Origin of the sequence: Streptomyces sp. NPDC017991, from assembly GCF_044328075.1 — a bacterium.
Classification (GTDB): Bacteria; Actinomycetota; Actinomycetes; order Streptomycetales; family Streptomycetaceae; genus Streptomyces.
In genome coordinates this window covers 294,402-317,780 of record NZ_JBIRGP010000003.1, presented here as the reverse complement: position 1 = coordinate 317,780, position 23,379 = coordinate 294,402, and the positions used below count along the sequence as shown (strand labels likewise).

At 71.7% G+C, this 23,379-nt stretch carries 19 protein-coding genes; 6 read left to right on the top strand and 13 right to left on the bottom strand.

Annotated elements, in window-relative coordinates:
* Nucleotides 1-16: 16 nt before the first annotated feature.
* Both ACH4DZ_RS09880 and ACH4DZ_RS09875 read right to left on the bottom strand, forming a co-directional pair.
* Nucleotides 17-367 carry a hypothetical protein gene (locus ACH4DZ_RS09880; protein ID WP_398286495.1) on the bottom strand — a complete coding sequence of 117 codons (351 nt, stop codon included), beginning with the start codon at nucleotides 365-367 and terminating at the stop codon, nucleotides 17-19.
* A gap of 200 nt (nucleotides 368-567) precedes the next feature.
* Nucleotides 568-1,995: a PLP-dependent aminotransferase family protein gene (locus ACH4DZ_RS09875; protein ID WP_398286494.1), complete on the bottom strand. Its 1,428-nt coding sequence runs from the start codon at nucleotides 1,993-1,995 to the stop codon at nucleotides 568-570.
* Nucleotides 1,996-2,042: 47 nt separating this feature from the next.
* Here ACH4DZ_RS09875 and ACH4DZ_RS09870 point away from each other — a divergent pair, with 47 nt between their 5' ends.
* Nucleotides 2,043-2,555 carry a carboxymuconolactone decarboxylase family protein gene (locus ACH4DZ_RS09870; RefSeq protein ID WP_398286493.1) on the top strand — a complete coding sequence of 171 codons (513 nt, stop codon included), beginning with the start codon at nucleotides 2,043-2,045 and terminating at the stop codon, nucleotides 2,553-2,555.
* 188 nt (nucleotides 2,556-2,743) lie between these two features.
* On the opposite strand, the gene ACH4DZ_RS09865 is transcribed toward ACH4DZ_RS09870, so the two are convergent.
* The 5 genes from ACH4DZ_RS09865 to ACH4DZ_RS09845 form a co-directional block, all read right to left on the bottom strand.
* Nucleotides 2,744-3,706 (bottom strand): ABC transporter substrate-binding protein, encoded by a 963-nt coding sequence (locus ACH4DZ_RS09865; RefSeq protein WP_398286492.1) that lies wholly within the window; start codon nucleotides 3,704-3,706, stop codon nucleotides 2,744-2,746.
* Between the two features lies 1 nt (nucleotide 3,707).
* The gene (locus ACH4DZ_RS09860) at nucleotides 3,708-5,678 is read right to left on the bottom strand and encodes an ABC transporter permease (protein WP_398286491.1); all 1,971 of its coding nucleotides are present in this window, start codon (nucleotides 5,676-5,678) and stop codon (nucleotides 3,708-3,710) included.
* Nucleotides 5,678-6,805, bottom strand: a complete 1,128-nt coding sequence (locus ACH4DZ_RS09855; RefSeq protein WP_398286490.1) for a glycine betaine/L-proline ABC transporter ATP-binding protein — start codon at nucleotides 6,803-6,805, stop codon at nucleotides 5,678-5,680. The genes ACH4DZ_RS09860 and ACH4DZ_RS09855 overlap by 1 nt, the downstream gene beginning before the upstream one ends.
* Entirely contained in the window at nucleotides 6,805-8,334 is a 1,530-nt protein-coding gene (locus tag ACH4DZ_RS09850; RefSeq protein WP_398287056.1) for a GMC family oxidoreductase, read from the bottom strand. Before ACH4DZ_RS09850 ends, ACH4DZ_RS09855 begins: the two co-directional genes overlap by 1 nt.
* Before the next feature lie 149 nt (nucleotides 8,335-8,483).
* The gene (locus ACH4DZ_RS09845) at nucleotides 8,484-9,995 is read right to left on the bottom strand and encodes an aldehyde dehydrogenase family protein (RefSeq protein WP_398286489.1); all 1,512 of its coding nucleotides are present in this window, start codon (nucleotides 9,993-9,995) and stop codon (nucleotides 8,484-8,486) included.
* Between the two features lie 200 nt (nucleotides 9,996-10,195).
* On the opposite strand from ACH4DZ_RS09845, the gene ACH4DZ_RS09840 reads away from it, so the two are divergent.
* Entirely contained in the window at nucleotides 10,196-11,101 is a 906-nt protein-coding gene (locus ACH4DZ_RS09840) for a GNAT family N-acetyltransferase (RefSeq protein WP_398286488.1), read from the top strand.
* Nucleotides 11,102-11,169: 68 nt separating this feature from the next.
* Here ACH4DZ_RS09840 and ACH4DZ_RS09835 read toward each other — a convergent pair whose 3' ends face one another.
* The 4 genes from ACH4DZ_RS09835 to ACH4DZ_RS09820 all read right to left on the bottom strand — a co-directional run bounded on the left by ACH4DZ_RS09835 (nucleotide 11,170) and on the right by ACH4DZ_RS09820 (nucleotide 16,845).
* On the bottom strand, nucleotides 11,170-12,159 hold the full coding sequence (locus tag ACH4DZ_RS09835; RefSeq protein ID WP_398286486.1) for a malate dehydrogenase: 990 nt from the start codon (nucleotides 12,157-12,159) through the stop codon (nucleotides 11,170-11,172).
* 713 nt (nucleotides 12,160-12,872) lie between these two features.
* Nucleotides 12,873-14,159, bottom strand: a complete 1,287-nt coding sequence (locus ACH4DZ_RS09830) for a DUF2690 domain-containing protein (RefSeq protein WP_398286484.1) — start codon at nucleotides 14,157-14,159, stop codon at nucleotides 12,873-12,875.
* A 768-nt stretch (nucleotides 14,160-14,927) separates the two neighbouring features.
* Nucleotides 14,928-15,398, bottom strand: a complete 471-nt coding sequence (locus ACH4DZ_RS09825; RefSeq protein WP_398286483.1) for a DUF3017 domain-containing protein — start codon at nucleotides 15,396-15,398, stop codon at nucleotides 14,928-14,930.
* Between the two features lie 592 nt (nucleotides 15,399-15,990).
* Nucleotides 15,991-16,845, bottom strand: a complete 855-nt coding sequence (locus ACH4DZ_RS09820) for a bifunctional methylenetetrahydrofolate dehydrogenase/methenyltetrahydrofolate cyclohydrolase (protein ID WP_398286482.1) — start codon at nucleotides 16,843-16,845, stop codon at nucleotides 15,991-15,993.
* Between the two features lie 297 nt (nucleotides 16,846-17,142).
* Between ACH4DZ_RS09820 and ACH4DZ_RS09815 the strand changes: the two genes are divergently transcribed.
* From ACH4DZ_RS09815 to ACH4DZ_RS09800, 4 genes are all read left to right on the top strand, one after another.
* Nucleotides 17,143-17,799 carry a hypothetical protein gene (locus tag ACH4DZ_RS09815; protein WP_398286481.1) on the top strand — a complete coding sequence of 219 codons (657 nt, stop codon included), beginning with the start codon at nucleotides 17,143-17,145 and terminating at the stop codon, nucleotides 17,797-17,799.
* Nucleotides 17,800-18,068: 269 nt separating this feature from the next.
* On the top strand, nucleotides 18,069-18,839 hold the full coding sequence (locus ACH4DZ_RS09810) for an FHA domain-containing protein (protein WP_398286480.1): 771 nt from the start codon (nucleotides 18,069-18,071) through the stop codon (nucleotides 18,837-18,839).
* On the top strand, nucleotides 18,836-20,227 hold the full coding sequence (locus ACH4DZ_RS09805; RefSeq protein ID WP_398286479.1) for a protein kinase: 1,392 nt from the start codon (nucleotides 18,836-18,838) through the stop codon (nucleotides 20,225-20,227). Before ACH4DZ_RS09810 ends, ACH4DZ_RS09805 begins: the two co-directional genes overlap by 4 nt.
* A gap of 131 nt (nucleotides 20,228-20,358) precedes the next feature.
* Nucleotides 20,359-20,976, top strand: a complete 618-nt coding sequence (locus ACH4DZ_RS09800) for a M23 family metallopeptidase (protein ID WP_398286478.1) — start codon at nucleotides 20,359-20,361, stop codon at nucleotides 20,974-20,976.
* Between the two features lie 119 nt (nucleotides 20,977-21,095).
* Here the strand turns inward: ACH4DZ_RS09800 and purH are convergent, their stop codons facing one another.
* Both purH and purN read right to left on the bottom strand, forming a co-directional pair.
* Nucleotides 21,096-22,703, bottom strand: coding sequence for a bifunctional phosphoribosylaminoimidazolecarboxamide formyltransferase/IMP cyclohydrolase (purH, locus tag ACH4DZ_RS09795; protein ID WP_398286476.1), 1,608 nt, complete (start codon nucleotides 22,701-22,703; stop codon nucleotides 21,096-21,098).
* Nucleotides 22,700-23,329 (bottom strand): phosphoribosylglycinamide formyltransferase, encoded by a 630-nt coding sequence (purN, locus tag ACH4DZ_RS09790; protein WP_398286474.1) that lies wholly within the window; start codon nucleotides 23,327-23,329, stop codon nucleotides 22,700-22,702. Before purN ends, purH begins: the two co-directional genes overlap by 4 nt.
* Between the last annotated feature and the right edge of the window lie 50 nt (nucleotides 23,330-23,379).

The window sequence follows — 23,379 nt, the reverse complement described above, 5'->3', positions numbered from 1 at the left end:
GCGTTCCGCGTCCTGGTCAGCCGCCGCCGCTGCCCGAGTCCGAGCAGCCGAAGCCGTCCCGGTCGACGGCCTCGCTGCGGCTGAAGGTGCCGTCCTCGGCGCGGCCTGCGGCGACGTCGGCGTCGTAGTACCAGGCGGCGTCGACCGTGCCGCTCCCGCTCGTCCCGCGTTTCCTGCCCGCCGAGGTGGAGCCGGAGGCGCAGTTCTTGTCGGCGACGACCTTGTAGCCGCCCGCGTAGTCGTAGCTGTCGCGATCCACACAGCGGCGGTCGGGATCGGAACCGCACGAGGTGAGGGCCGTTGCGAGAATGCCCATGCCACCGAGTACGACCGTGCTGGACCGAAGTCTTCTGCGCTGCTCCGCCATGTCTCTCCCCCGTCCGGCCCGTCCGCCGGGCTCGTCAGTCCGACAGCGTAAAGATCACGCGGCCCGGTTGTACAAGCGGCTCCCCCAACTCTCCCTGTTCCACGGTCATTTTGCGCTTTTTGGAATGCTGTGTGCCCTCGGTGCGGCGGTGTGTTCCGGGACGACGACGGTGCTGGGGGCGATCGCCGCACGGGCAGGCCCTAGGGCAGCGCCCCGCACAGTGTTTCGAGTGCTCCCGGCCAGCCGCTGTCCGACGGGGTTCCGTAGCCGACGACCAGGGCGTCCGCCGGAGGGGGCGTGGCGGCGGGGTGGCGGTAGCCGGTCAGGCCGTGGACGGCCAGGCCGTGCCAGGCGGCCGCGCGGACCACCGACTGCTCGGTGCCGGGCGGCAGGCGCAGCACGGCGTGGAATCCGGCCGCGATACCGGTGGCGGTGACCGACGGGGCACGGGCCGCCAGGGCCGCGACGAGCTGGTCGCGGCGGCGCCGGTAACGGAGGCGGGAGGCGCGTACATGACGGTCGTACGCGCCCGAGGTGATGAACTCCGCCAGTGTCAGCTGGTCCAGGACCCCGCACGACCAGTCCGCGCCACCCTTCGCCGCCATGACCTCGGGCGCCACGTCCGGCGGCAGGACCAGCCAGCCGAGGCGCAGGCCGGGCGCGAGAGCCTTGCTGGCGGTGCCGAAGTACACCACGCGGTCCGGGTCGAGGCCCTGGAGCGCGCCCACGGGCTGGCGGTCGTAGCGGAACTCGCCGTCGTAGTCGTCCTCCAGGATCAGCCCGCCCGTGCGCCGCGCCCAGTCGACGGCGGCGGCACGGCGGTCGGGGCGCAGCGGCACCCCCATGGGGAACTGGTGGGCGGGTGTGAGAAGCACCCCGCCCAGGCCGCCGCCCCCGCCGCCCTTGCCGCTCCCGCGCTCCGCCAGGTCGTCCGTCCGCGTGCCCAGTTCGTCGAACGGCAGCGGCACCGACCCCAGCCCCGCCCGTTCGATCAGGTCCCAGTGCACATCGAGGCCGTACGACTCCACCGCGAGCGTCCGTGCGCCCCGCCGTCGCAGCACCTCCCCGAGCAGCATCAGCCCGTGGACGAAACCCGAGCAGATGACGATGTGGTCGGGGTCGGCGCGTACGCCACGGGCGCGGGCGAGGTAGCCGGCGAGGGCGGTGCGCAGTTCGACCCGGCCGCGCGGATCCCCGTAACCGAGGGCGTCGTTCGGTGCCGCCGCGAGAGCCCGTCGGTATGCCTTGAGCCACTCGGCGCGCGGGAAGGAGGCGAGGTCCGGGGTGCCGGGGACCAGGTCGTACGCGGGTCCCCGGCGTGCCCGGGCCCTGCGCGCGGGAGAGGCCGGGACCGGCACGTCCCGCTGCGCCACGCGCGTGCCCGAGCCCTGGCGTGCGGTGAGCCAGCCCTCGGCGACGAGGTCGGCGTACGCGTCGGCGACCGTGTTGCGGGCGATGCCGAGGTCGGCGGCGAGGGAGCGTGAGGACGGCAACCGGACGCCCGGGGCGAGCCGTCCGCCCCGCACCGCCTCCCGCAGCGCGTCCGTGAGGCCTCTGCGCAGGCCGGAGCCGGTACGCGCCACGTCGACATGCAGATCCACCCCGAAAGTGGCCCAAGGTCCAGCCATGGAAATGGACCATACTCCTGGGCTGTTTCGTTCGTAGGGTCGACAGCATGACGACGACGGAGAACAGCACCGCGAAGGACACCTCGTACGCCCCCGAGGACACCCCCCGACTCCAGTGGGTGAAGTTCGCCCACGAGGTCTACAAGGCCATGGTCCGGCTGGACGCGGCGGCCCGGCAGGGCGTCGACCCCGTGCTGCTGGAGCTGGTGAAGATCCGCGCCTCGCAGCTCAACCACTGCGCGTTCTGCCTCGACATGCACACGAAGGACGCGTTCGCGGCGGGCGAGAGCGTCGAGCGGATCGTCCAGCTCAGCGCCTGGGAGGAGTCCCGGCACTTCTACACGGAGAAGGAGCTCGCGGCGCTCGCGCTGACCGAGGCCGTGACGGTCCTGACGGACGGCTTCGTGCCGGACGAGGTGTTCGAGACCGCCGCCCGGCACTTCGACGAGACCGAGCTGTCCCAGCTGCTCGCCTCGATCACGGTGATCAACGCGTGGAACCGCTTCGGCGTGACCTGCCGCCTCGCGCCGGGGCATTACACGGCCGGGCAGCACGGGTGACTTCTCGGACCCGTTTTTCCGGACGGGTCCACGTGTCTGCTTCGGCTGCGGGCCGGTGGGGGCCGGTCGCGCAGTTCCCCGCGCCCCTGAAGGGCAAGGGGCGCGGGGAACTGCGCAATCTTTTAGGGGCGCGGGGAACTGCGCGGCACGCCCCCACCGGCCCGCAGCCAGGGACACACCGGACGCCACTACTTGTTCAGCCACGCCCTCCACGTGCGCTCATGGCCCCGTACCCACTTCCTCGCCGCCTCCTCCGGAGACAGTTTCCGGTCGGCGATCAGGAGGGAGACCTCGTTCTGGTCCTCGGTCGTCCACTTGAACTTCTTCAGGAACGCGGCGGCCCCGCCGCCCGACTTCGCGAAGTCCGCGTTGAGGTACTTGCGGAGCGGCGTGTGCGGGTACGCGCAGGCGACCGCCTCCGGATCCGCGTCGCAGCCCTCCTTGTACGCGGGCAGCTTCACCTCTGTCATCGGCACCTTCTCGAAGAGCCACTGCGGTGAGTACCAGTACGTGAGGAACGGCTTCTTCTCCTTGGCGAACTGCCGCATCTGGGTGATCTGGGCCGCCTCGGAACCGGCGAACACCACCTGGAAGTCGAGGTCCAGGTTCTTCACCAGCGCCTTGTCGTTCGTGACGTACGAGGGTGAGCCGTCGAGCAGTTGGCCCTTGCCGCCGCTCTCGGCGGTGCGCAACCGGTCGGCGTACTTGTCCAGGTTCTTCCAATGGGTCACGTCGGGGTGCTGCTTCGCGAAGTACGTCGGTACGAACCAACCGATGTGCCCGGTGACGCCGAGACCGCCGCCGTCCACGATCGTCCTCTTGTCCTCGACGTACCGCTGTTCCTGCTCGGGGTGGCCCCAGTCCTCCAGGATCGCGTCGACGCGGCCCTGGCTGAGCGCGTCCCACGCGGGCACCTCGTCGACCTGGACGGTGTCGACGCGATAGCCGAGTTCGTGCTCCAGCAGGTACTGCGCGACGGCCACGTTGGCCTGCGCGCCGACCCAGGACTGCGTGGAGAGGGTCACGGTCCTCGCGCCCCGCGCGTTGGCGAAGGGCGAGGCCTGCTTGGTCATGTCGGCGGCTCCGCAGCCGGTCGTCAGCACCAGCAGGGAGCAGCCGACGGCCAGCGTGCCGGTCGTACGCGTACGCATCTCAGGCTCCCTTCTTCGTACGGCCCCGCGTCGGTTGCGTGACCCGGTCGAGCATCAGGCCGAGGCAGACGATCGCCGCGCCGGCCACCAGACCCGTGGCCAGGTCGCCCTGGGCGAGCCCGAACACGACGTCGTAGCCGAGCGCGCCACCGCCGACCAGGCCGCCGATGATGACGACGGCGAGGACGAGGACGACGCCCTGGTTCACGGCGAGCAGCAGGGCCGGGCGGGCCAGCGGCAGCTGCACCTGGCGGAGTTGCTGCCAGCCGGTCGCGCCCATGGAGCGCGAGGACTCCATGGCCGCCGGGTCCACGTTGCGCAGGCCCTGCGTGGTGATGCGGACGACGGCGGGCAGCGCGTAGACGACCGCGGCGGCGACCGCGGGGGCACGGCCGACGCCGAAGAGCGCCACGACGGGTATGAGGTAGACGAACTGCGGCATCGTCTGGAAGACGTCAAGGACGGGGCGCAGGAGGCGTTCGCAGCGCTCGCTCCGGGCCGCCGCGACGGCGGTGCCGAAGCCCAGGACCAGCGTGACCGCCACGGCCGCGAGGACCTGCGACAGCGTGTCGAGGGAGGGCTGCCACACGCCGAGCACACCGATCGCGGCCATCGCGAGGACGGCGGTCAGGGCGGTGCGCCAGGTGCCGATCAGCCAGGCGAGCGCGGCGACGGTCAGCAGGACCGCCCACCAGGGCAGCCACTGCAGGCCGTCGCGCACCGGGTTCAGGACGCCGGTGGTGAAGTGGGCCGCCCAGTCGGCGGTGCCGCCCACGTAGGGGACCCCGGAGTAGAGGTGGTCGGTCATCCAGTCGACGGCGCGGTTCACCGGCTCGGCGATGTTCACGATCCAGGTCCCGGGCCAGTCGAGCCGGCCGGCCAGGCGCCCGGCGACCGCGACGGCCGGTGCGGCGGCGACGGCGCACAGCAGGCCGGTCCGGCCGGTCCGGCGGGAGCCGGCCTCTTCGAACCCCTCCGCCTCGGCTCCCGCCGCCGCCGTCACCCGGTCCAGGACGACCGCGAGCAGCACGATCGGGATGCCGGCGGCGAGCGCGGCGCCCACGTCGACCGAGGCCAGCGCCTGGTAGACGCGGTCACCGAGGCCGCCCGCGCCGATGACGGACGCGATGACGGCCATCGACAGGGCCATCATGATGGTCTGGTTGAGGCCGAGCAGAAGTTCCTTGCGGGCGAGTGGCAGCCGGGCCGTGAAGAGCCGCTGCCGCGCGGTGGTGCCCAGGGACTCGACGGCCTCCATCACCCCGGCGTCCGCGCCGCGCAGACCGAGCGCGGTGAGGCGCGCCATGGGCGGGGCCGCGTACACGACGGTGGCGAGCACCGCGGCCGGGACGCCGATGCCGAAGACGAGGACGACCGGCAGGAGGTACGCGAAGGCCGGGAGCACCTGCATGGTGTCGAGGACGGGTCGCAGCGCGCGGTACGTACGGTCGGAGAGCCCGGCGGCGAGGCCCAGCAGCGCACCCAGGGCGACGGACGCGAGGACCGCGACGACCATGAGCGCGAGGGTCTGCATGGTGGGCACCCACATACCGAGCAGCCCGCAGGTCAGGACCGCGGCGGCCGTGCCGAGCGCGAGGCGCACCCCGGCGACCCGCCAGGCGACCAGTGCCGCCGCGGCCGTGACGCCCGCCCAGCCCGCGGCGAGCAGGACGAGGTAGACGGCGCGTACGGCAAGGACGACCGCGTTCGAGACGTGCCCGAAGAAGTAGAGGAACAGCGGGTGGCTGTCGCGGTTGTCGATGATCCAGGTGCTGGCCCTGCCGAGAGGTTCGGTGAGGTCGACGGTGAGGGCGCCCGGCCAACTGCCGCTCGACCAACGGGAGTCGGCCAGCGGAACGAGGACGGCCGCGACGACGGCGAGCAGGACGAGCTTGCCGACGGCCGGACGTCCGAGGAAGCCGAGGAAGCCGGGCAGGGCCGTACGGGGAGCGGACGCGGTGAAGGTGGCCATCAGGACACCCCCTCGCGCGCCGGCCCGGCGGACCGGGTGGCCGTCCCCGCCACCACCTCCAGCAGCGCGTCCGAGTCCACGACTCCGAGGCAGCGTCCCTGATCCACCACGCGGGCCGTCTGGCCCGAGCGCGCGACCGCCTCGATGGCCTGCGAGACCGTGGCCTCGGGCGACAGGGCCGGACCCTCGCCGGCCTCCTGCGCCGACGCCGCCCGCATGGCTCCGCGGACCGTCATGACCTGCTCGCGCGGCACGTCCCGGACGAACTCTCGTACGTAGTCGTCGGCGGGCGAGCCCACGATCTCCTCGGGCGTGCCCAGCTGGACGATCCGGCCGTCGCGCATGAGGGCGATCCGGTCGCCCAGGCGCAGCGCCTCGTTCAGGTCGTGCGTGATGAACACCATCGTGCGGCCCTCCTCGCCGTGCAACCGGATCACCTCCTCCTGCATGTCTCGTCGAATCATCGGATCGAGAGCACTGAACGGTTCATCGAAGAGCAGGACTTCTGGATCCACCGCCAGCGCCCGCGCGAGTCCCACACGCTGCTGCTGGCCACCGGAGAGCTGACCGGGCCGGCGCTGCTCCATGCCTTCGAGGCCGACCTTCGCGACGACCTCCTGCGCCTTCGCCCGCCGCTCGCGCTTCGGCACCCCCTGGACCTCAAGGCCGTACGCGACGTTGTCGAGCACGGAACGGTGCGGGAGCAGGCCGAAGTGCTGGAAGACCATGGCGGCACGGTGGCGGCGCAGTTCGCGCAGCCGCGCCCGGTCCATCGCGCGCACGTCCTCGCCGTCGATGGCGATCGTGCCGGCGGTCGGCTCGATGAGGCGGGTCAGACAGCGCACGAGGGTGGACTTGCCCGAGCCGGACAGGCCCATGACGACGAAGACCTCACCCTTGCGCACCTCGAAGCTCACGTCCCGGACGGCGGCCGTACAGCCGGTACGGGTCCGGAGTTCGGCGGCGGAGAGGGCGGCGAGTTCTGGGTCGGCGGGGACCCGGTCGGACTTTGGGCCGAAGACCTTCCACAGGCCGTCGACGGAGAAGACGGGTTCGGCGGCCGTGCCTTCGCCGGCGCCGGTCCCGGCGGTCACAGCGGCGGTCGTTCCAGCAGTCGTCGTACTCATCACGCACCGCCTCCCAGCAGGTCCGCACACTTCTCGCCGACCATGAGGACCCCGATCATCGGGTTCACGGCGGGCATGGTCGGAAAGACGGACGCGTCGGCGATCCTGATGCCGTCGAGGCCGCGGACGCGCAACTCGGGGTCCACGACGGCGAGCCGGTCGTCCGTCGCGCCCATCCGGCAGGTGCCCGCCGGGTGGTACACGGTGTGGGCGACCTTGCGCGCGTACTCGCCCAGTTCCTCGTCGCCGGTGACCTCGGGGCCGGGGCAGACCTCGCGCCTGAGCCAGTGCGCGAGCGGCTCTGCCTTCGCGATCTCGCGGGCGATCCTGATGCCGTCGACGAGGGTGCGGCCGTCGTAGTCGTCCTCGTCCGTGAAGTAGCGGAAGTCGAGGGCGGGCTTCTCGGCAGGGTCCGCGCTGGTCAGGTAGAGACGGCCGCGGCTGCGCGGCTTGGGGATGTTCGGGGTCATCGAGACGCCGTGCTCGGGGCGTTCGTAGCCGAGGCGCTCCGGATTGTCCGTGAACGGGATCTGGTAGAAGTGGAACATCAGGTCGGGGCCCGCCCGTTCGGGGTCCCGCCGTACGAACAGACCCGCGTCGGAGTCCATCGCGGAGTTCTCGGGGATCGGCCCGTCCGTCTCCCAGACGATGACCGACTCGGGGTGGTCGAGCAGGTTCTCGCCGACACCCGGCAGGTCGTGGGCCACGGGTATGCCGAGCTGTTCGAGGTCCTCGCGCGGCCCGATGCCGGAGTGCAGCAGCAGCCGGGGCGAGTCGACGGCGCCGGCGCACAGCAGGACCTCGCGCCGGGCCCGTACGAGGAGTTCGTCGCCGTCCTTCGTCGTCACACGGACCCCGCGGGCCCGCGTGCCGTCCAGCTCCAGCTTGTTCGCCCAGGTCTCCAGGTACAGGTGGAGGTTGGGCCGCTCGTCCATGACGGGGTGCAGATACGCGACGGACGCGCTGGAGCGCTTGTTGGTCTCCGGGTGGTACGCGAGGTCGAAGAAGCCGACGCCCTCGGTGAACGGCTTCTTGTTGAACCCCTCCACACGCGGCACACCGAGCGTCGACTGCGCCGCGTCCACGAAGTCGCGGGCGATGGCGTTCCGGTCCTTCTCGTCGACCGGGACGATGTTGTTGCGCAGGCGCGGGAAGTACGGCTCCATCGGGACCGCACCCCAGCCCTCGGCGCCCGCCGCCTCCCACTCGTCCCAGTCGGACGGCAGCGGCTTGAACGCGATGAGGGTGTTGTGCGAGGAGCAGCCGCCGAGGACCCGGGCGCGGCTGTGCCGGATGTGCGAGTTGCCGCGCGGCTGCTCGGTCGTCGGGTAGTCGTAGTCGAGTTCCCCGCCGAGCAGGCCCATCCAGCGGCGCAGGGTCAGGACGTCGTCGCGGCCGACGTCACTGGGGCCGCCCTCGATGACGGCGACGGTGACATCGGGGTTCTCGGTGAGGCGGGAGGCGATGACGGATCCCGCGGTGCCGCCGCCGATGACGACGTAGTCGTACGTGTGCTCGGGCTCGTACATGCTTTCGGGCTCGCGCTTGTCTTCGGGCATGCGGTGGCGCTCCAGGGGGCCTTGTGAGGTGAAGGGGGTGGCGTGACGGCCGCCGATGGGGCCGTCGAGGGTGCCGTTGAGGGGCCGTTCAGGGGGCGGCCGTTGAGGGGGGCCGGGCGTCAGCCCGCGAACCAGCGGACCGGCTTCGGCGCGAGGTTCTGGTACACGTGCTTCGTCTCGCGGTACTCGGCGAGGCCCGCGGGGCCCAGCTCGCGGCCGACGCCGCTCTTGCCGAAACCGCCCCACTCCGCCTGCGGAAGGTAGGGGTGGAAGTCGTTGATCCAGACGGTGCCGTGCCGCAGCCGTCCGGCCACCCGCCGGGCGCGCCCCGCGTCGGCGGTCCAGACGCCGCCCGCGAGTCCGTACTCCGTGTCGTTGGCGAGCGCCACGGCCTCGTCCTCCGTACGGAAGGTCTCCACCGTCAGGACGGGCCCGAAGACCTCTTCCCGTACGACGCGCATCTCGCGGTGGCACTGGTCGAGGACGGTCGGCTCGTAGAAGTAGCCGGTGGCGGGCAGCCGGTCGGACGGGTCGGGGCGGGCGCCGCCGGTCCGCAGCACCGCGCCCTCCGCCAGGGCGGCGGCCACGTACCCCTCGGTCTTCTCGCGCTGTTCGGCGGAGACCAGCGGGCCGCACTCGACGCCCTCCTCGGTGCCGCGGCCGAGCCGGATCAGCCCGGCCCGGCGCACCAGTTCGGCGACGAACCGGTCGCGTACCGACTCCTCGATGATCAGCCGGGAGCCCGCCGAGCAGACCTGCCCGCTGTGGATGAACGCGGCGTTCAGGGCCTGGTCGACGGCGGTGTCGAAACCCTCCTCGGTGGCGCAGGAGTCGGCGAAGACGACGTTGGGGTTCTTGCCGCCGAGTTCGAGGGCGACCTTCTTGACGGTGACGGCGGCGGCCTGCGCGACCTTCGTACCGCTGGCCAGACCGCCCGTGAAGGAGACGAGGTCGACGCCGGGGTGCTCGGCGAGCCGGGCACCGACGCTGTGCCCGGGGCCGGTGACGAGGTTGGCCACTCCGGCGGGCAGTCCGGCCTCGACGAGCAGCTCGATGAGGGCGACGGTGGTCAGCGGGGTGATCTCGCTGGGCTTGAGGACGAAGGTGTTCCCCGCGGCGAGGGCCGGGGCGACCTTCCAACTGGCTTGCAGCAGCGGGTAGTTCCAGGGCGTGATCATCGCGCAGACGCCGACGGGCTCGTGCACGACGACGCTGTGGATGTCGTCCGAGCCGGCGTCGACGACCCGCCCGCCGCCCTCTCCGACGACGAGATCGGCGAAGTACCGGAAGGCGTCGGCGACGCAGTCGATGTCGACCCGCCCCTCCTCCAGCGTCTTGCCCGCGTCCCGGCTCTCCAGGAGCCCGAGCTTCTCGCGGTCGCGGACGAGGAGGTCGGCGACGCGGCGCAGGAGGGCGGCCCGCTCGGTGACGGGCGTGCGGGGCCACGCTCCGTGGTCGAAGGCGCGCCGGGCGGCCTCGACGGCGGCGTCCGTGTCCGGCACCCCGCCCTCGGCGACCTCGGCGAACGGCTTCGCGTCCGCCGGGTCGAGGATGTCCCGGGTGGCACCCGAGGCGGCCGCGCGCCACTCGCCGTCCACATGAATCGTCTGCTGCGCCTGGTGTCCCGACATGTTCCGGTGCTGCCTTCCGTTCCTGTTCCGTGCCCCTGTGTCATCAGCCCTCGCGTCACACGCACGTCACTCTCGGGGCCGGGAGCACCTGCCCCTCGGCCCGGATGTCATGCGCGCTCCGCCGCCGAAGTGCGCGGGGTCACTGACAAGCCGCCCGAAACATGGACACCCTCATCGCTCTTTGACTAAAGTCAAAGATTATGGAGCCGGTGTCAGTCCCCGCGGCGCACGTGACGACCCTGCGCCGCTTCAACCGCTACTTCACACGCCGGATCGGCGTGCTCGACGACCACTACCTCGGGCAGGACCGGCCCCTCGGCGAGGCCCGGCTGCTGTACGAGATCGGAGTCGGCGCGTCCCTGCGGGAACTGCGGACCCGGCTCGGTCTCGACGCCGGATACCTGAGCCGGATGGTGCGCGCGCTGGAGAAGCAGGGGCTCGTGCGGGTCACCGTGCACCCGAGGGACAGCAGACTGCGTCTCGCGGAGCCCACACCGGCCGGGCGCGCCGAACTGGCGGAGCAGAACCGCCGCGCGGACGACCTCGCCGAAGGACTGCTGCGCGGGCTGAGCGAGGCCCAGCGGGGGCGGCTGACCGAGGCGGTCGCGGTCACCGAGCGGCTGCTGCGGCTGGCCGCGATCACGGTACGGCCCGCCGACGCGGCTTCGCCCGACGCACGTGCCTGCCTCGCCGGTTACGCCGCCGAGCTCGACGGACGCTTCCCCGAGGGATACGCCACGTCCGACCTCGTACCGCCGGAACGGATCGCCGCGCTCCTCGTCGCGTACGAGGAGGAGCGTGCCGTCGGCTGCGGGGCGCTGTGCGCGCTCGACGCGGAGACGGCCGAGATCCGGCACCTGTGGGTGCGCCCGGACGCCCGGGGCCTGGGCCTGGGACGCCGACTGCTCACCGAGTTGGAGCGGACGGCCGCCGGACGCGGCCACCGGACCGTACGCCTGGACACGCACAAGGTCCTCAAGGAGGCGGCGGCCATGTACCGGACCGGCGGATACACCGAGATCCCGGCGTACGACGACAACCCGCACGCCGGGTACTGGTTCGAGAAACCGCTCGCCCCCGCCGGGAAGGGGCGCGGAACGCACTGATCCCCGGGCGCCCGGGGATCGGTGGAAGGACGAGCAGTGCCTGGACGGCAGTGCCTGGACGGCGGTGCCTAGATGAGGCCGAGGGCGCGGACCGCCTCGCGCTCCTCCGTCAGTTCCTGCACCGACGCGTCGATACGCGCGCGGGAGAACTCGTTGATGTCGAGACCCTGGACGATCTCGTACGAGCCGTCCTTCGTGGTGACGGGGAAGGAGGAGATGAGGCCCTCCGCGACACCGTACGAGCCGTCGGACGGGATGCCCATGGAGGTCCAGTCGCCGTCCGCCGTGCCGTTGACCCAGGTGTACACGTGGTCGATGGCGGCGTTCGCGGCCGAGGCGGCGGAGGAGGCGCCACGGGCCTCGATGATGGCCGCCCCGCGCTTGGCGACGGTCGGGATGAACTCCTCGGCCAGCCACTTCTCGTCGTTCACGGTCTCGGCGGCGTTCTTGCCGGCGATCGTGGCGTGGAAGATGTCGGGGTACTGGGTGGCGGAGTGGTTGCCCCAGATGGTGAGGCGCTGGATGTCCGCGACCGTGGAGCCGGTCTTCTTGGCGAGCTGCGTCAGCGCTCGGTTGTGGTCCAGGCGGGTCATCGCCGTGAAGCGCTCCGCCGGTACGTCCGGGGCGGCGGCCTGGGCGATGAGGGCGTTGGTGTTGGCCGGGTTGCCGACGACGAGGATCTTGACGTCGTCCGCGGCATTGTCGTTGATGGCCTTGCCCTGGGGCTTGAAGATGCCGCCGTTGGCCTCCAGGAGGTCACCGCGCTCCATGCCCTTGGTGCGGGGGCGGGCGCCGACGAGCAGACCGACGTTCGTGCCGTCGAAGGCCACGTTCGGGTCGTCGGTGATGTCGATGCCCTGAAGGAGCGGGAAGGCGCAGTCGTCGAGCTCCATGGCGGTGCCCTCGGCGGCCTTCAGCGCCGGCGTGATCTCCAGCAGACGCAGCTTGACCGGCACGTCCGCGCCGAGCAGCTGGCCGGAGGCGATGCGGAAGAGGAGGGCGTAACCGATCTGGCCGGCCGCGCCGGTGACGGTGACGTTCACGGGAGTGCGGGTCATGGCGTTCTCCGTAGGGCAGCTGACGGTGGGGCGTCCCTGCCCCGGGGTACGGGATCCCGGCCCTGTCGCCGCGATGATCGATCACCGGTGCCGATGATCGATCTCTCGGCGTCAAGAGAGATCCAGCGGTCAGGCTATCGCGCATCCGGGATCCCGGACGTCCGGGTCCGATGTGGCCCGCCCCACAAGGCCGTGCCCGGCGGGTGGTGGGGCGGTTTGGGTTGGGGGCGTTGTGGGGGGGCGGGGGCGGTGGGGGCCACCGGGGGGGCTGGTCGCGCAGTTCCCCGCGCCCCTGAATGCGACGAGATTGCGCCGTTCCCCGCGCCCCTTAAAGACAAAAGATTGCGCCGTTCCCCGCGCCCCTGAAGGGCGAAAGACTGCGCCGTTGCCCGTGCCCCTGAGGGGCGAGGGACTGCGCCGTTGCCCGTGCTCCTGAGGGGCGGGAGACCGCGTCGTTGGTACGGGGGGGGCGGCCGTCGGGCCGGGAGAGTGGGCCGACGGCCGCCGGGTGGGGGTGCCGGTCGGCAGCGCGGAAGCTGCTCGTCCTGCCGAAACAACGCCGGACTCCCGTGGGGGTACGGTCCGCCTGCCCCGAAGTACGCCTGCCATTCCTCCCCCGCGAGGTTCGACGTGCGCACGCGCCGTGACGTCAACGGGCGCCCGACTCAGAGGAGTCGGGCGCCCGTGCGGGTCGCACCCGGTGACGCGGTCGCCTACTTCGTGCAGCCCTCCACGCCCGACGCGAGCGTCGCGCAGGCCTTCGCCCCGGTGGCGCTCTTCACCGCGACCATCGGGGTGTAGGCGTCGGTGTCCGTCTCGACCTCGGCGGTCTGCGCGGCGGCCGAGCCGGCCGATATCCGGACCGTGTCCCCCGCTCCGGCCGCGGTGATACGGGCCCAGGCGGCACCGCACGTCTCGCTGTACCGGACCTCGACCTGCGCGGTGCCGACAACGGCCTTCTCCACGGTCTGCGCCAGCGTCCCGCCGCAGCCCATGTTCTCCGGGTCCTTGCCCGCGCAGTCCGCCCCGCTGCACTCGACACCGGCCGGCAGTTCCTTGCTCACCGTCGGACTCGGGGACGGCTTGGCCTCGTTCCCGCCGTCGCCGTCACCACCGGCGCTCATGAGGTACACGGCCCCGGCTATCACCACGAGCGCACCCACGACTCCGACAAGGAGCATGGTGAGCCGCCGCTTGGGCCGCTGCCCGTCGGGCGAACCGCCGGCTCTCGGCCGTGCGTCCTGGGGCGTACCGGCCGGACCGGACGGCCCGTAGGCTCCCGGCGGACCGAAGCCGGAGGCACCGGACGTGCCGGGACCACCAGGCCCGCCGGGACCACCGGGCCCACCGGCGCCCCTGGGTCCGGAGACTCCGGACGCTCCCGGGGGCGAGGCGACGACTCCCCAACCGCCACCCCGCGCATCCGCGCCGGTCCTCGCGCCGGCACCCTCGCCGCCACTGCGGGCATCCGCGCCGGCCCCGTACGGCTGCCTGCGCTCGTCCCCCTGGGCCGGGTTCTGCGCCGGGTTCTGCGCCGGGCTCTGCGGGGGCACGGTGGGTGCCACCCCGGCAGGGCCCGCGATACCCGGCTTGGGCGCGGTCGCGCTTCCCCCGGCGCGCGCCTGCTTCCCGCTCTTTCCCCCCTTGGCAGGAGTCGGCCCGAACTCTCCCAGCGCCGCGCGCGCCTGGGAGATCCGGATCGCCTCCATGGTCATGTCGTGGCGCATCTCCGAACGGCTCCAGGCGCGCTCGGCGAGCTCCCACATGGTCGTCAGATGGACGGGATTGGTCCCGGTCACCTCGGCCAACGCCACGATCGCGCCCTTGGGCGCGAGCAGGCGGCCGTTCAGATACCGCTCCCAGGACGTCTTGCTGTATCCCGTGCGGTCGGCCACGGCGGCGATGCTCAGCCCGCCGCGGTCGACCAGTCGGCGCAACTGGCTGGCGAACTCCCTTACCTGCGGATCGAGTTCATCCGGCAAGGGCCTCCAACGAGGCATTGGTACCCCCCTCTTCCCCCCGGTACGTGCTGGTCTTTTCCCGCGTGTGAAGCCCTTGCCGAGTCCCCGTGCCGGCTACCCACAGGGATGCGTTCGGTCAGGAACTCAGTTCCCGGGATGGGGGCGCACGGGAGCATTCGGGCCTGTGGGCATGCACCGTCGCATGCCCCCTGGTCTGCGGTCCAGTGTCCCACCGACTTGCCTCTCGGCTGACGAGGCGGCCGGGCCGACGGGCGGGCCCGTGCGCGGGAACGTGGGCGGGTCCGTGCACGGAGCTGTGCACGCGGGTGTGCACGGGGCTGTGCGCGTCGACGTCCCGGAGCGTCTCGGTTGCCCACGGTGTCCACGTTATCCACGGCCTGGGGGGTGATCGCGGCCCATCCTCGAACTTGTCAACATATCGACATGCGGGGAACACATGCACGACCTCGTGCGTCACTCGCGGCTTCAGGGGGATCACACGTACACCAGGGGCAGATCGGATCGTCGACCGTTCGCCGCCGTCACGATGGGGCGACGGCCGCGGTCGGTCCGCCAGGCTATCGACGGAAACGGTGGCGCGTACGGCGTCCGGGGCGACCGGTACCGGCGCGGACACGTTTTGCGCGCCCCGAGCGCGGGAGGTGCCGGAACCGTCACCTCCCTGCCACAGGCGGCTGACAGGTATTGAACGGCCGTCGGCACGTCCATGACCCTTGTTCCAGGCGGCGCCCCTCCGCGCTTCGGGGGAGTGGACGGGCGCCGCCGCTCACGTCCTGTTACGTCCTGTTACGTCCTGATCGTGAAGTGCAGCGTGTCGTCCAGGAACGGAAGCTCCAGCCAGGGGTTCGGCTGCGCCATCATCGCGAGCAGCGCGATGGTCGCCCCCAGGACGCCGTACGTGACGAGGTCCGTGAACCGGGAGCGGACGGCGAGCATGCCCACGTCGGGCAGCACCCAGCGCATGGCGGCGCCCGCGAGCAGTGCCACGCCGATCAGCAGGGTTCCCGCCTTGAACGCGTCGAGCGCGGTCAGCAACAGGCCGAGTCCGACCAGGCCGGTGACCGCGAGGATCGGCCACTGCCGTGCGGGCGCGGGCGCGCCGCGGGGGGCCGCCCTGCCGCCGTCCTCGGGCCGCGCGGTGTCCCGGGTGAACAGCGGGAACCGCCGCGTGACACGCCGGGGCTCCCCGTCGGGCCCGGGCGCACTGACGGCGTCACGAACGGTCAGCTCCTCACCCTGACCGGATCCGGCCCCCACTTCCGCTCCACCCTCCGAAGCCGAGCCGACTCCCGCATCCGCCTCAGCCGCCGATTCCGGGATCGGGCCCGGGTCCGAGGCCGACTCCGAACCCGGGTCGGAGCCCGGGTCGGAGCCCGGGTCCGAAACCGAGGCCAGGTCCGGAGCCGAGGCCGAGCCCGAAGCCGGGTCCAGAGCCGGAGCCTGGCCGGACGCCGAGTCCGAAGTTGGACCGGCGGCCGATTCCGGGCCCGAAGCCGATTCCGGGCCCGAAGCCGATGCCGGGTCCGACGCCGCTGCCGGGCCGGACCCCGATCGGACGGCACCCTGCCCAGCCGGGGCTTCGCTCCCGGCCGAGGCCGAGGCCGAGGCCGAGGCCGTGGCCGTGGCCGAGTCCGACGTCGTGGCCGAGTCCGACGTCGTGGCCGAGTCCGACGTCGTGGCCGAGTCCGACGTCGTGGCCTGCGCAGAGACCGGGGCCTGCGCAGAAGCCGGGGTCGGTGCAGTGGCCGGGGTCGGTGCGGAAGCCCGGGGCCGTGCGTCAGTCGTGGCCCGGGCCCCGCTCTCCGGTGACGTCACGGCATCCTCCTCCGCCGGGGCCGCCGGCTCGCGGTCAGCCGGCACTGCGTTCCGCCGCCTCGACCACGTTGACGAGAAGCTGGGCGCGGGTCATCGGACCCACTCCGCCCGGGTTCGGCGAGATCCACGCGGCGACCTCGGCCACCCCGGGGTGGACGTCGCCCACGATCTTGCCCTCGGCGTTGCGGGAGACGCCGACGTCGAGGACGGCCGCCCCCGGCTTCACGTCCTCGGGGCGGATCAGGTGCGCGGAACCCGCCGCGGCCACGATGATGTCGGCCCGGCGCAGATGCGCGGCCAGATCACGCGTACCGGTGTGGCACTGCGTGACCGTCGCGTTCTCCGAGCGCCGCGTGAGCAGCAGCGGCATCGACCGGCCGATGGTCACACCACGGCCGACGACCACGACCTCGGCACCCTTGATCTCCACTCCGTACCGCCGGAGCAGCGTGAGGACGCCGTTCGGGGTGCAGGGCAGCGGGGCGGGCTCGTTCAGGACGAGACGGCCGAGGTTCATCGGATGGAGCCCGTCCGCGTCCTTGTCCGGGTCCATCAGTTCGAGGATGCGGTTCTCGTCGATGCCCTTGGGAAGCGGCAGCTGGACGATGTACCCGGTGCAGGACGGGTCCTCGTTGAGCTCGCGGACAACCGCCTCGATCTCCTCCTGCGTGGCGGTCGCGGGCAGTTCGCGCTGGATGGAGGCGATACCGACCTGCGCGCAGTCGCGGTGCTTGCCCGCGACGTACTTCTGGCTGCCGGGGTCCTCACCTACCAGGACGGTCCCGAGTCCGGGCGTGATGCCCCTCTCCTTCAGGGCCGCCACGCGGACGGTCAGATCGGACTTGATCGCGGCTGCGGTGGCCTTGCCATCGAGAATCTGGGCGGTCATGTGCCCATCCTCGCGGATGACGGGGCCCCGGTTCCAATCCGGCCCCCCGCCCACGGCCCCCGGCCTCCCCCGACGCCCCGCCCCGCCCCGCACCTGTCCCGCTTCGCCCCATGATCGGCGAGGTTGCACTTGCACAACGCAGCCGGTATCCGGCTGGACAAATAAGTGACGCGTTAACGACGATGAATGACACAGTGCCGCGGACAGTACCGGGGGGACGAACCGCATCTGTAGAACTTTCCTCCGAAATGTGCCGCGTCGTCCCCGCACTTGACGCAACGACGGAGGAAAGACGCCATGAGTTTCGGCGATCCGAACAACCCCTACGGCCCGCCTCCCCAGGGCCAGCAGCCCGGATATCCGCCGCAGCAGCCGCAGGGCCAGCCCGGTTACCCGCCCCAGCCTCCCCAGGGCCAGCCCGGTTACGGCTACCCGCAGGGCGCTCCGCCGCAGCAGCCCGGCTACGGCTACGGCTACCCGCAGCAGCCGGCGTATCCCGGTTACCCGGGCGGGAACCACCTGCCCATGGAGATGCCGGGTCTGATGAAGACCGCGCGCGTCCTGCTGTTCATCCTGGCGGGCCTGCAGATCCTGGTCGGGATCATCGCCGGCATAGTGGTCGGCGCCGCGCAGGACGCGTCGAACGGCTTCGGCAGCGGTGACGACACCGACACCTTCGCGGGCCTCGGTTTCCTGTTCGCGGCACTCCTGGTCGGCCTCGGCGCCCTGTCGATCTTCCTGGGCGTCAAGTTCAAGAACGGCGGCACCGGCATCCGCGTCACGACGATCGTGTACGCGTCACTGATGATCCTCGGCGGTCTCAACAACACCCTGCAAGGAGGCGGCGGTTCCGTCACCTTCGGCGGGATCATCTCCCTCGCCATGGCCGGCATCATCCTCGCCTCGATGGTGAACGGCGCCGCCTCCGCCTGGTTCAAGCGCCCGCGGTACTGACCTCGGGACGACACCTCCACGCCGAGGGCCGTGTTCCGTCCCGCCCGCCCGGGAGACACGGCCCTGGTGCGTCGACGGCTCCACTGTGAACCCGTATCGCGAGCGCGGCAGCGGATCGCCCCCGGGCCCGTTCACCCGCTGACAGGGTTTGCCTTTACTGCCGTAGATCATGCGATTTCTTCGCGACGCTCCACATTTGCGTGCCCTTGAGGCATCCGCACCCTCCCTCCCTACCCTGGCCGCAGTTTCTGTCGGGGGAGGAAGCAGCCATGCACAGCATCATTGTCGTGCCCATGCACAGCGCGCACCCGGACGATCACATCCATCTCGAACCCGGCGAGTGCCTGGCCTTCGGCCGCACCGAACGCCCGCACGGCCCGCCCGGCCAGCACGGTCAGCACGGCCCGTACCTGGCCATCCCGCACGAGGGCGTCTCCAGGGAGGCCGGGGAGATCGCGGCCGTGGGCAGCTACTGGAGGCTCAGCAATCTGAGCGGCGCGCAGACGTACGTCGTCGAGAACCCCGAAGGCGCGGGCGAGCACATCAAGGTCCCGCCGGGCCGGCTCGACGCCCCGATACCCTTCGAGTTCTCGCGTGTGGTCCTGCCCGCCCGGAGCGAGCTGTTGAGCTTCGACGTCTGGGCCCCACGCCACGACCATCTGGACCGCACCGGCCCGAGCCACGGGGCGCCCACCGCGTCCGCCTTCCCCCTCGACCGCGACAAGCGGTACTTCCAGGTCCTGGTCGCGCTGTGCGCCGCACGCCTGCGCGGCGAGCCGCACGCCCCCCTGCCCACGGCCGAGGAGCTGGTCGAGCGGCTCCGCCCGCTGTGGCCGTCCGTCTCCCGTGCGTCGGTGGCGTGGAACATCGACTACCTGGCGGTCAAGCTGCGTCTCAAACCGGCTCCGGACACGGCACCGTGCGGCGGCCCCCGCCTCAACGGCAAGAAGGAGCGCCTGGCCTCACTGGCCCTGCGCTTCGACCTCGTACGGGAGGCCGACCTGGCGCTGCTGAGCGGGAAGGCGGAGGCCACCCGATGAGCGTCGAGCCGTCGCACACCGTGCAGGTCCCGCGCGGTTACCGCGTCGGCGCCTGGGAGGTACGCGACCCCATCGCGTCCGGGGCCTTCGGCAGCGTGTACGACGCCCGGTGCGCCGAGCCCGCCGAGGGCCTGCCGGCCGAGGCCGCGCTGAAGTTCCTGCCCACGGGCACCCAGACGCCACGCCAACTGCGCCACCTTCGGGAACTCGCCGAGCGGGAGACCGATCTGCTGCGCAGACTGCAGCGCCCACGTCTCGTCCGCATGTACGAGACCCTGACCGTGGACGACCCCGCTCGCCCCGGCCTCGACGGCGCCACCGTCCTCGTCCTGGAACGCGCCGAGGGCTCCCTCGACCAACTGCTCGACCGGCTGCCGACCCGGTCACGGGGTCGAGGGGACGCTCCGGCCGGCCGCGCTGTCGCCGTCCCCGGAGGGCCCTCACTGGTTGCCCAGATCTGCGAGGGGGTGGCCCACCTGCACCACGCGGGCTGGGTGCACGGCGACCTCAAACCCGCCAACGTGCTGCTGATGGCGGACGGTTCGGTCCGGCTCGCGGACTTCAACCTGGCCGCCGAACTGGACGGCACCCACGCGTACTCCCCCGCGTTCACGACCACCGACTACACCCCGCCCGAACTCCTGTGGGCCGAGGTCGGCGACCGCGGCCACCAGACCCGTCCCACCGCCGACATCTGGGCCTTCGGCATCGTCGCCCACCTGGTACTCACCGGCGGCCTGCCCTTCCCCGGGACGAACCCGGTCGCCCGCCGGGAAGCGGTCCAGCGCTATGCCAAGGGCCGTGACGAGCTCCGCCTCTCGCCCGAACTCCCGGACGCCTGGCGGCAGATCGTCACCGACTGCCTCGCCCCCACCCACGCCGACCGGGCCCCGCACTCCGCACAGACCCTGCTCCGCCGGGTCGAGGCCGCGGCGGGGGCGGCCCGTTCCCCGCGGCTGCCCCGGCTGAGGCCGAGGCGCGGCCCGCATCCGGCCGTCCTCGGCTCGCTCGCGGCGATCACGACGGTGTCGCTGGCCACCGCCGGCCTCCTCGCCCTGCGCGAACCGGCGCCCCAGGGGTACGCGCGCTGCGACCAGGGCGACGTCTGCTTCTTCACGGAGCCGGACGGACAGGGCGAGATGTGCGCCTGGTACGAGTACGACGACGACTGGATCGGCGGCATCGTCACCTGCGACTGGGCGAAGACCACCAAACCGAGGTCGGCCTTCAACAACGGCTACACCGGGGACCCGCACGACGACGTCCAGCTCTTCCGCGAGCCCGGAAGGAAGAAGCCGTTCGGCTGTGTCCAGTCCCTCCAGAAGGTCGACTTCCCCGACCCCGGCGGCCTGGTGATCCGCTCCCACGCATGGGTGCGGAGCTGCTGAACCGGCGGCTGCCGTACCGGTCGCCCTACAACTTTCGAGGTTCCGCGTCGACGGCTGTCACCAGATGCTTCACGTGTCCGCAAAGGAGAACAGCGGGACGACGACGGAAGCACGACAGCGGGGAGATGCAGATGAAGACAGCAGTCACAGTCCGGGGCCGCAGGACGGCCGTGGCACTCGCGGCGGGCGCGCTCGCGCTCTCGTTCGGCCTTGAGTCCGCCGGTACGGCCACGGCGGCACCGGCACCGGCCAAGGCGTCCGACCTGGTCGCGGCGGCCAAGCCCAAGTTCCAGATGCCGTTCGCCTGCAACACGCACTGGCGGCTCGACACCTACGGCAGCGGCCACAACCCGGCCCTGGACATCGTGGTGAAGAACAACTCGGGATCGTCGGGCAAGGCGGTGTACCCCGGCTTCAAGGGCAAGGTGGCCCGCACGTTCTGGGACCGGGGCGCCGGCAACGTCATCATCGTCCACCACGGCAGCGGCTGGTACACGGCGTACTACCACCTCAAGGACAAGCACAGCAGGTACGTCCAGAAGGGCGACCGCGTCAACGCGAAGACCAGGATCGGCCGCGTCGGCGCGACCGGCAGCAACAGCGGCAACTGGGCGCACCTGCACTACGAGCAGCGCTACAAGACCGGCGGCATCCCCACGGAGGCCAACCGCAAGGCCGTGCACTTCAACGGCAAGAGCTACACGGGGAAGAACAAGACGTGGAAGGACGTCGTCAGCAAGAACTGCTGAGGACACCTCGGCGACGGTCGAAGGCCTCCGGCGGCGAGGGGCCGGACTTCGACGACAACGGCCCGCCGGTGTACCGGAAGGTACTGCCGGCGGGCCGCCCCACGCGTGACTCACGTGACTCAGTGGAAGAAGTGCCGCGTCCCCGTGAAGTACATGGTGACGCCGGCCTTCCTGGCCGCCTCGACGACCAGTTCGTCACGGACCGAACCGCCGGGCTGGACCACTGCCCTGACGCCGGCCGCGGTCAGGATCTCCAGGCCGTCGGGGAAGGGGAAGAAGGCGTCCGAGGCGGCGAAGGAGCCCCGGGCACGCTCGGCGCCCGCGCGCTCGACCGCGAGCTTGGCGGAGTCGACACGGTTGACCTGGCCCATGCCGACGCCGACGGAGGCGCCGTCCTTGGCGAGGAGGATCGCGTTGGACTTGACGGCCCGGCAGGCGCGCCAGGCGAAGGCCAGCTCGTCCAGCTCGCCGGGCGAGAGGGCGTCGCCGGTCGCCAGGGTCCAGGAGGACGGGTCGTCGCCGTCGGCCTGGAGGCGGTCGGTGACCTGGAGGAGCCGGCCGCCGTCGATCTGCTTGACCTCGACCTGCGCGGCCGGACCCTGGTGGGCGCGGAGCACGCGGATGTTCTTCTTCTTGGCGAGGGCCTCCAGCGCGCCGTCCTCGTACTCGGGCGCGACGATGACTTCGGTGAAGATCTCGGCGACCTGCTCCGCCATCTCCTTGGAGACGGGACGGTTGACGGCGATGACGCCGCCGAACGCGGAGAGCGGGTCGCAGGCGTGCGCCTTGCGGTGCGCCTCGGCGACGTTCGCGCCGATCGCGATGCCGCACGGGTTGGCGTGCTTGATGATCGCGACGCACGGGTCGTCGTGGTCGTACGCGGCACGGCGCGCGGCATCCGTGTCCGTGTAGTTGTTGAAGGACATCTCCTTGCCGTGCAGCTGCTCGGCGTCGGCCAGACCGCCCGTCCCGTCGACGTAGAGGGCGGCACCCTGGTGCGGGTTCTCCCCGTAGCGCAGGGTGTTGCGCTTCTCGAAGGTCGAGCCGATGAACTCGGGGAAGCCCGAGTCGTCGGCGGGCGCGTACTCGCTCGCGAACCAGGAGGCGACGGTGACGTCGTACGCGGCCGTGTGCTGGAAGGCCTCGGCGGCGAGCCGCTTGCGGGCGCGCAGGTCGAAGCCGCCGTCGCGGACCGCGGACAGCACGTCGGCGTACCGCTCGGGGCTGGTCACCACGGAGACGGACGGGTGGTTCTTGGCGGCGGCACGGACCATCGAGGGGCCGCCGATGTCGATCTGCTCGACGCACTCGTCGGGGGTGGCGCCCGAGGCGACGGTCTCCCGGAACGGGTAGAGGTTCACGACGACCAGCTGGAACGGCTCGACGCCCAGCTCGCCGAGCTGCTGCCGGTGGGACTCAAGACGCAAGTCGGCGAGGATGCCCGCGTGCACGCGGGGGTGCAGCGTCTTGACCCGGCCGTCCAGGCACTCGGGGAAGCCGGTGAGCTCCTCGACCTTGGTGACGGGGACCCCGGCGGCGGCGATCTTCGCGGCGGTCGAACCGGTGGAGACCAGCTCCACGCCCGCCGCGTGCAGGCCACGGGCGAGCTCTTCGAGTCCGGTCTTGTCGTAGACGCTGACGAGCGCGCGCCGGATGACCCGCTTGCCGCTCTCGGCCGTGTCTGTGCTGCCGGCGCTGCCTGCGCTGCCTGTGCTCTCGGCGGTCACTGGATAACTACCTTTCGTCCCTCGATGCGATAGCCGTTGCGGGCGAGCCGCCCCACGACATCGACGAGCAGCCTTCGCTCGACTTCCTTGATGCGCTCATGGAGAGCGGACCCATCGTCTTCGTAGTCCTCGTTCCGGACCTCGACCACGCCCTGGGCGATGATCGGGCCGGTGTCGACGCCGTCGTCGACGAAGTGGACGGTGCACCCGGTGACCTTCGCGCCGTAGGCGAGGGCGTCACGGACGCCGTGCGCCCCCGGGAAGCTGGGCAGCAGGGCGGGGTGGGTGTTCACGCACCGGCCGCCGAAGCGGGCCAGGAACTCCTTGCCCACGATCTTCATGAACCCGGCCGAGACGACGAGATCCGGTGCGTACGACCCGGTGGCCTCGGCCAGTGCCGCGTCCCACTCGTCACGGGTCCCGTAGTCCTTCACCCGGCGGACGAAGGTCGGCAGCCCGGCACGCTCGGCGCGCTCAAGCCCCGCGATGTTCTCGCGGTCCGCGCCGACCGCGACGATCTCGGCTCCGTAGCCGGCCACTCCACGCGACGCGATCGCGTCGAGGAGGGCCTGCAGATTCGTACCTGATCCGGAGACCAGCACGACGAGGCGCTTGGCCTTGGCCACGGCGGGGCCCTTTCTCGGGGAGTGCCTTTGTATGGTCGTACGAATGCTTC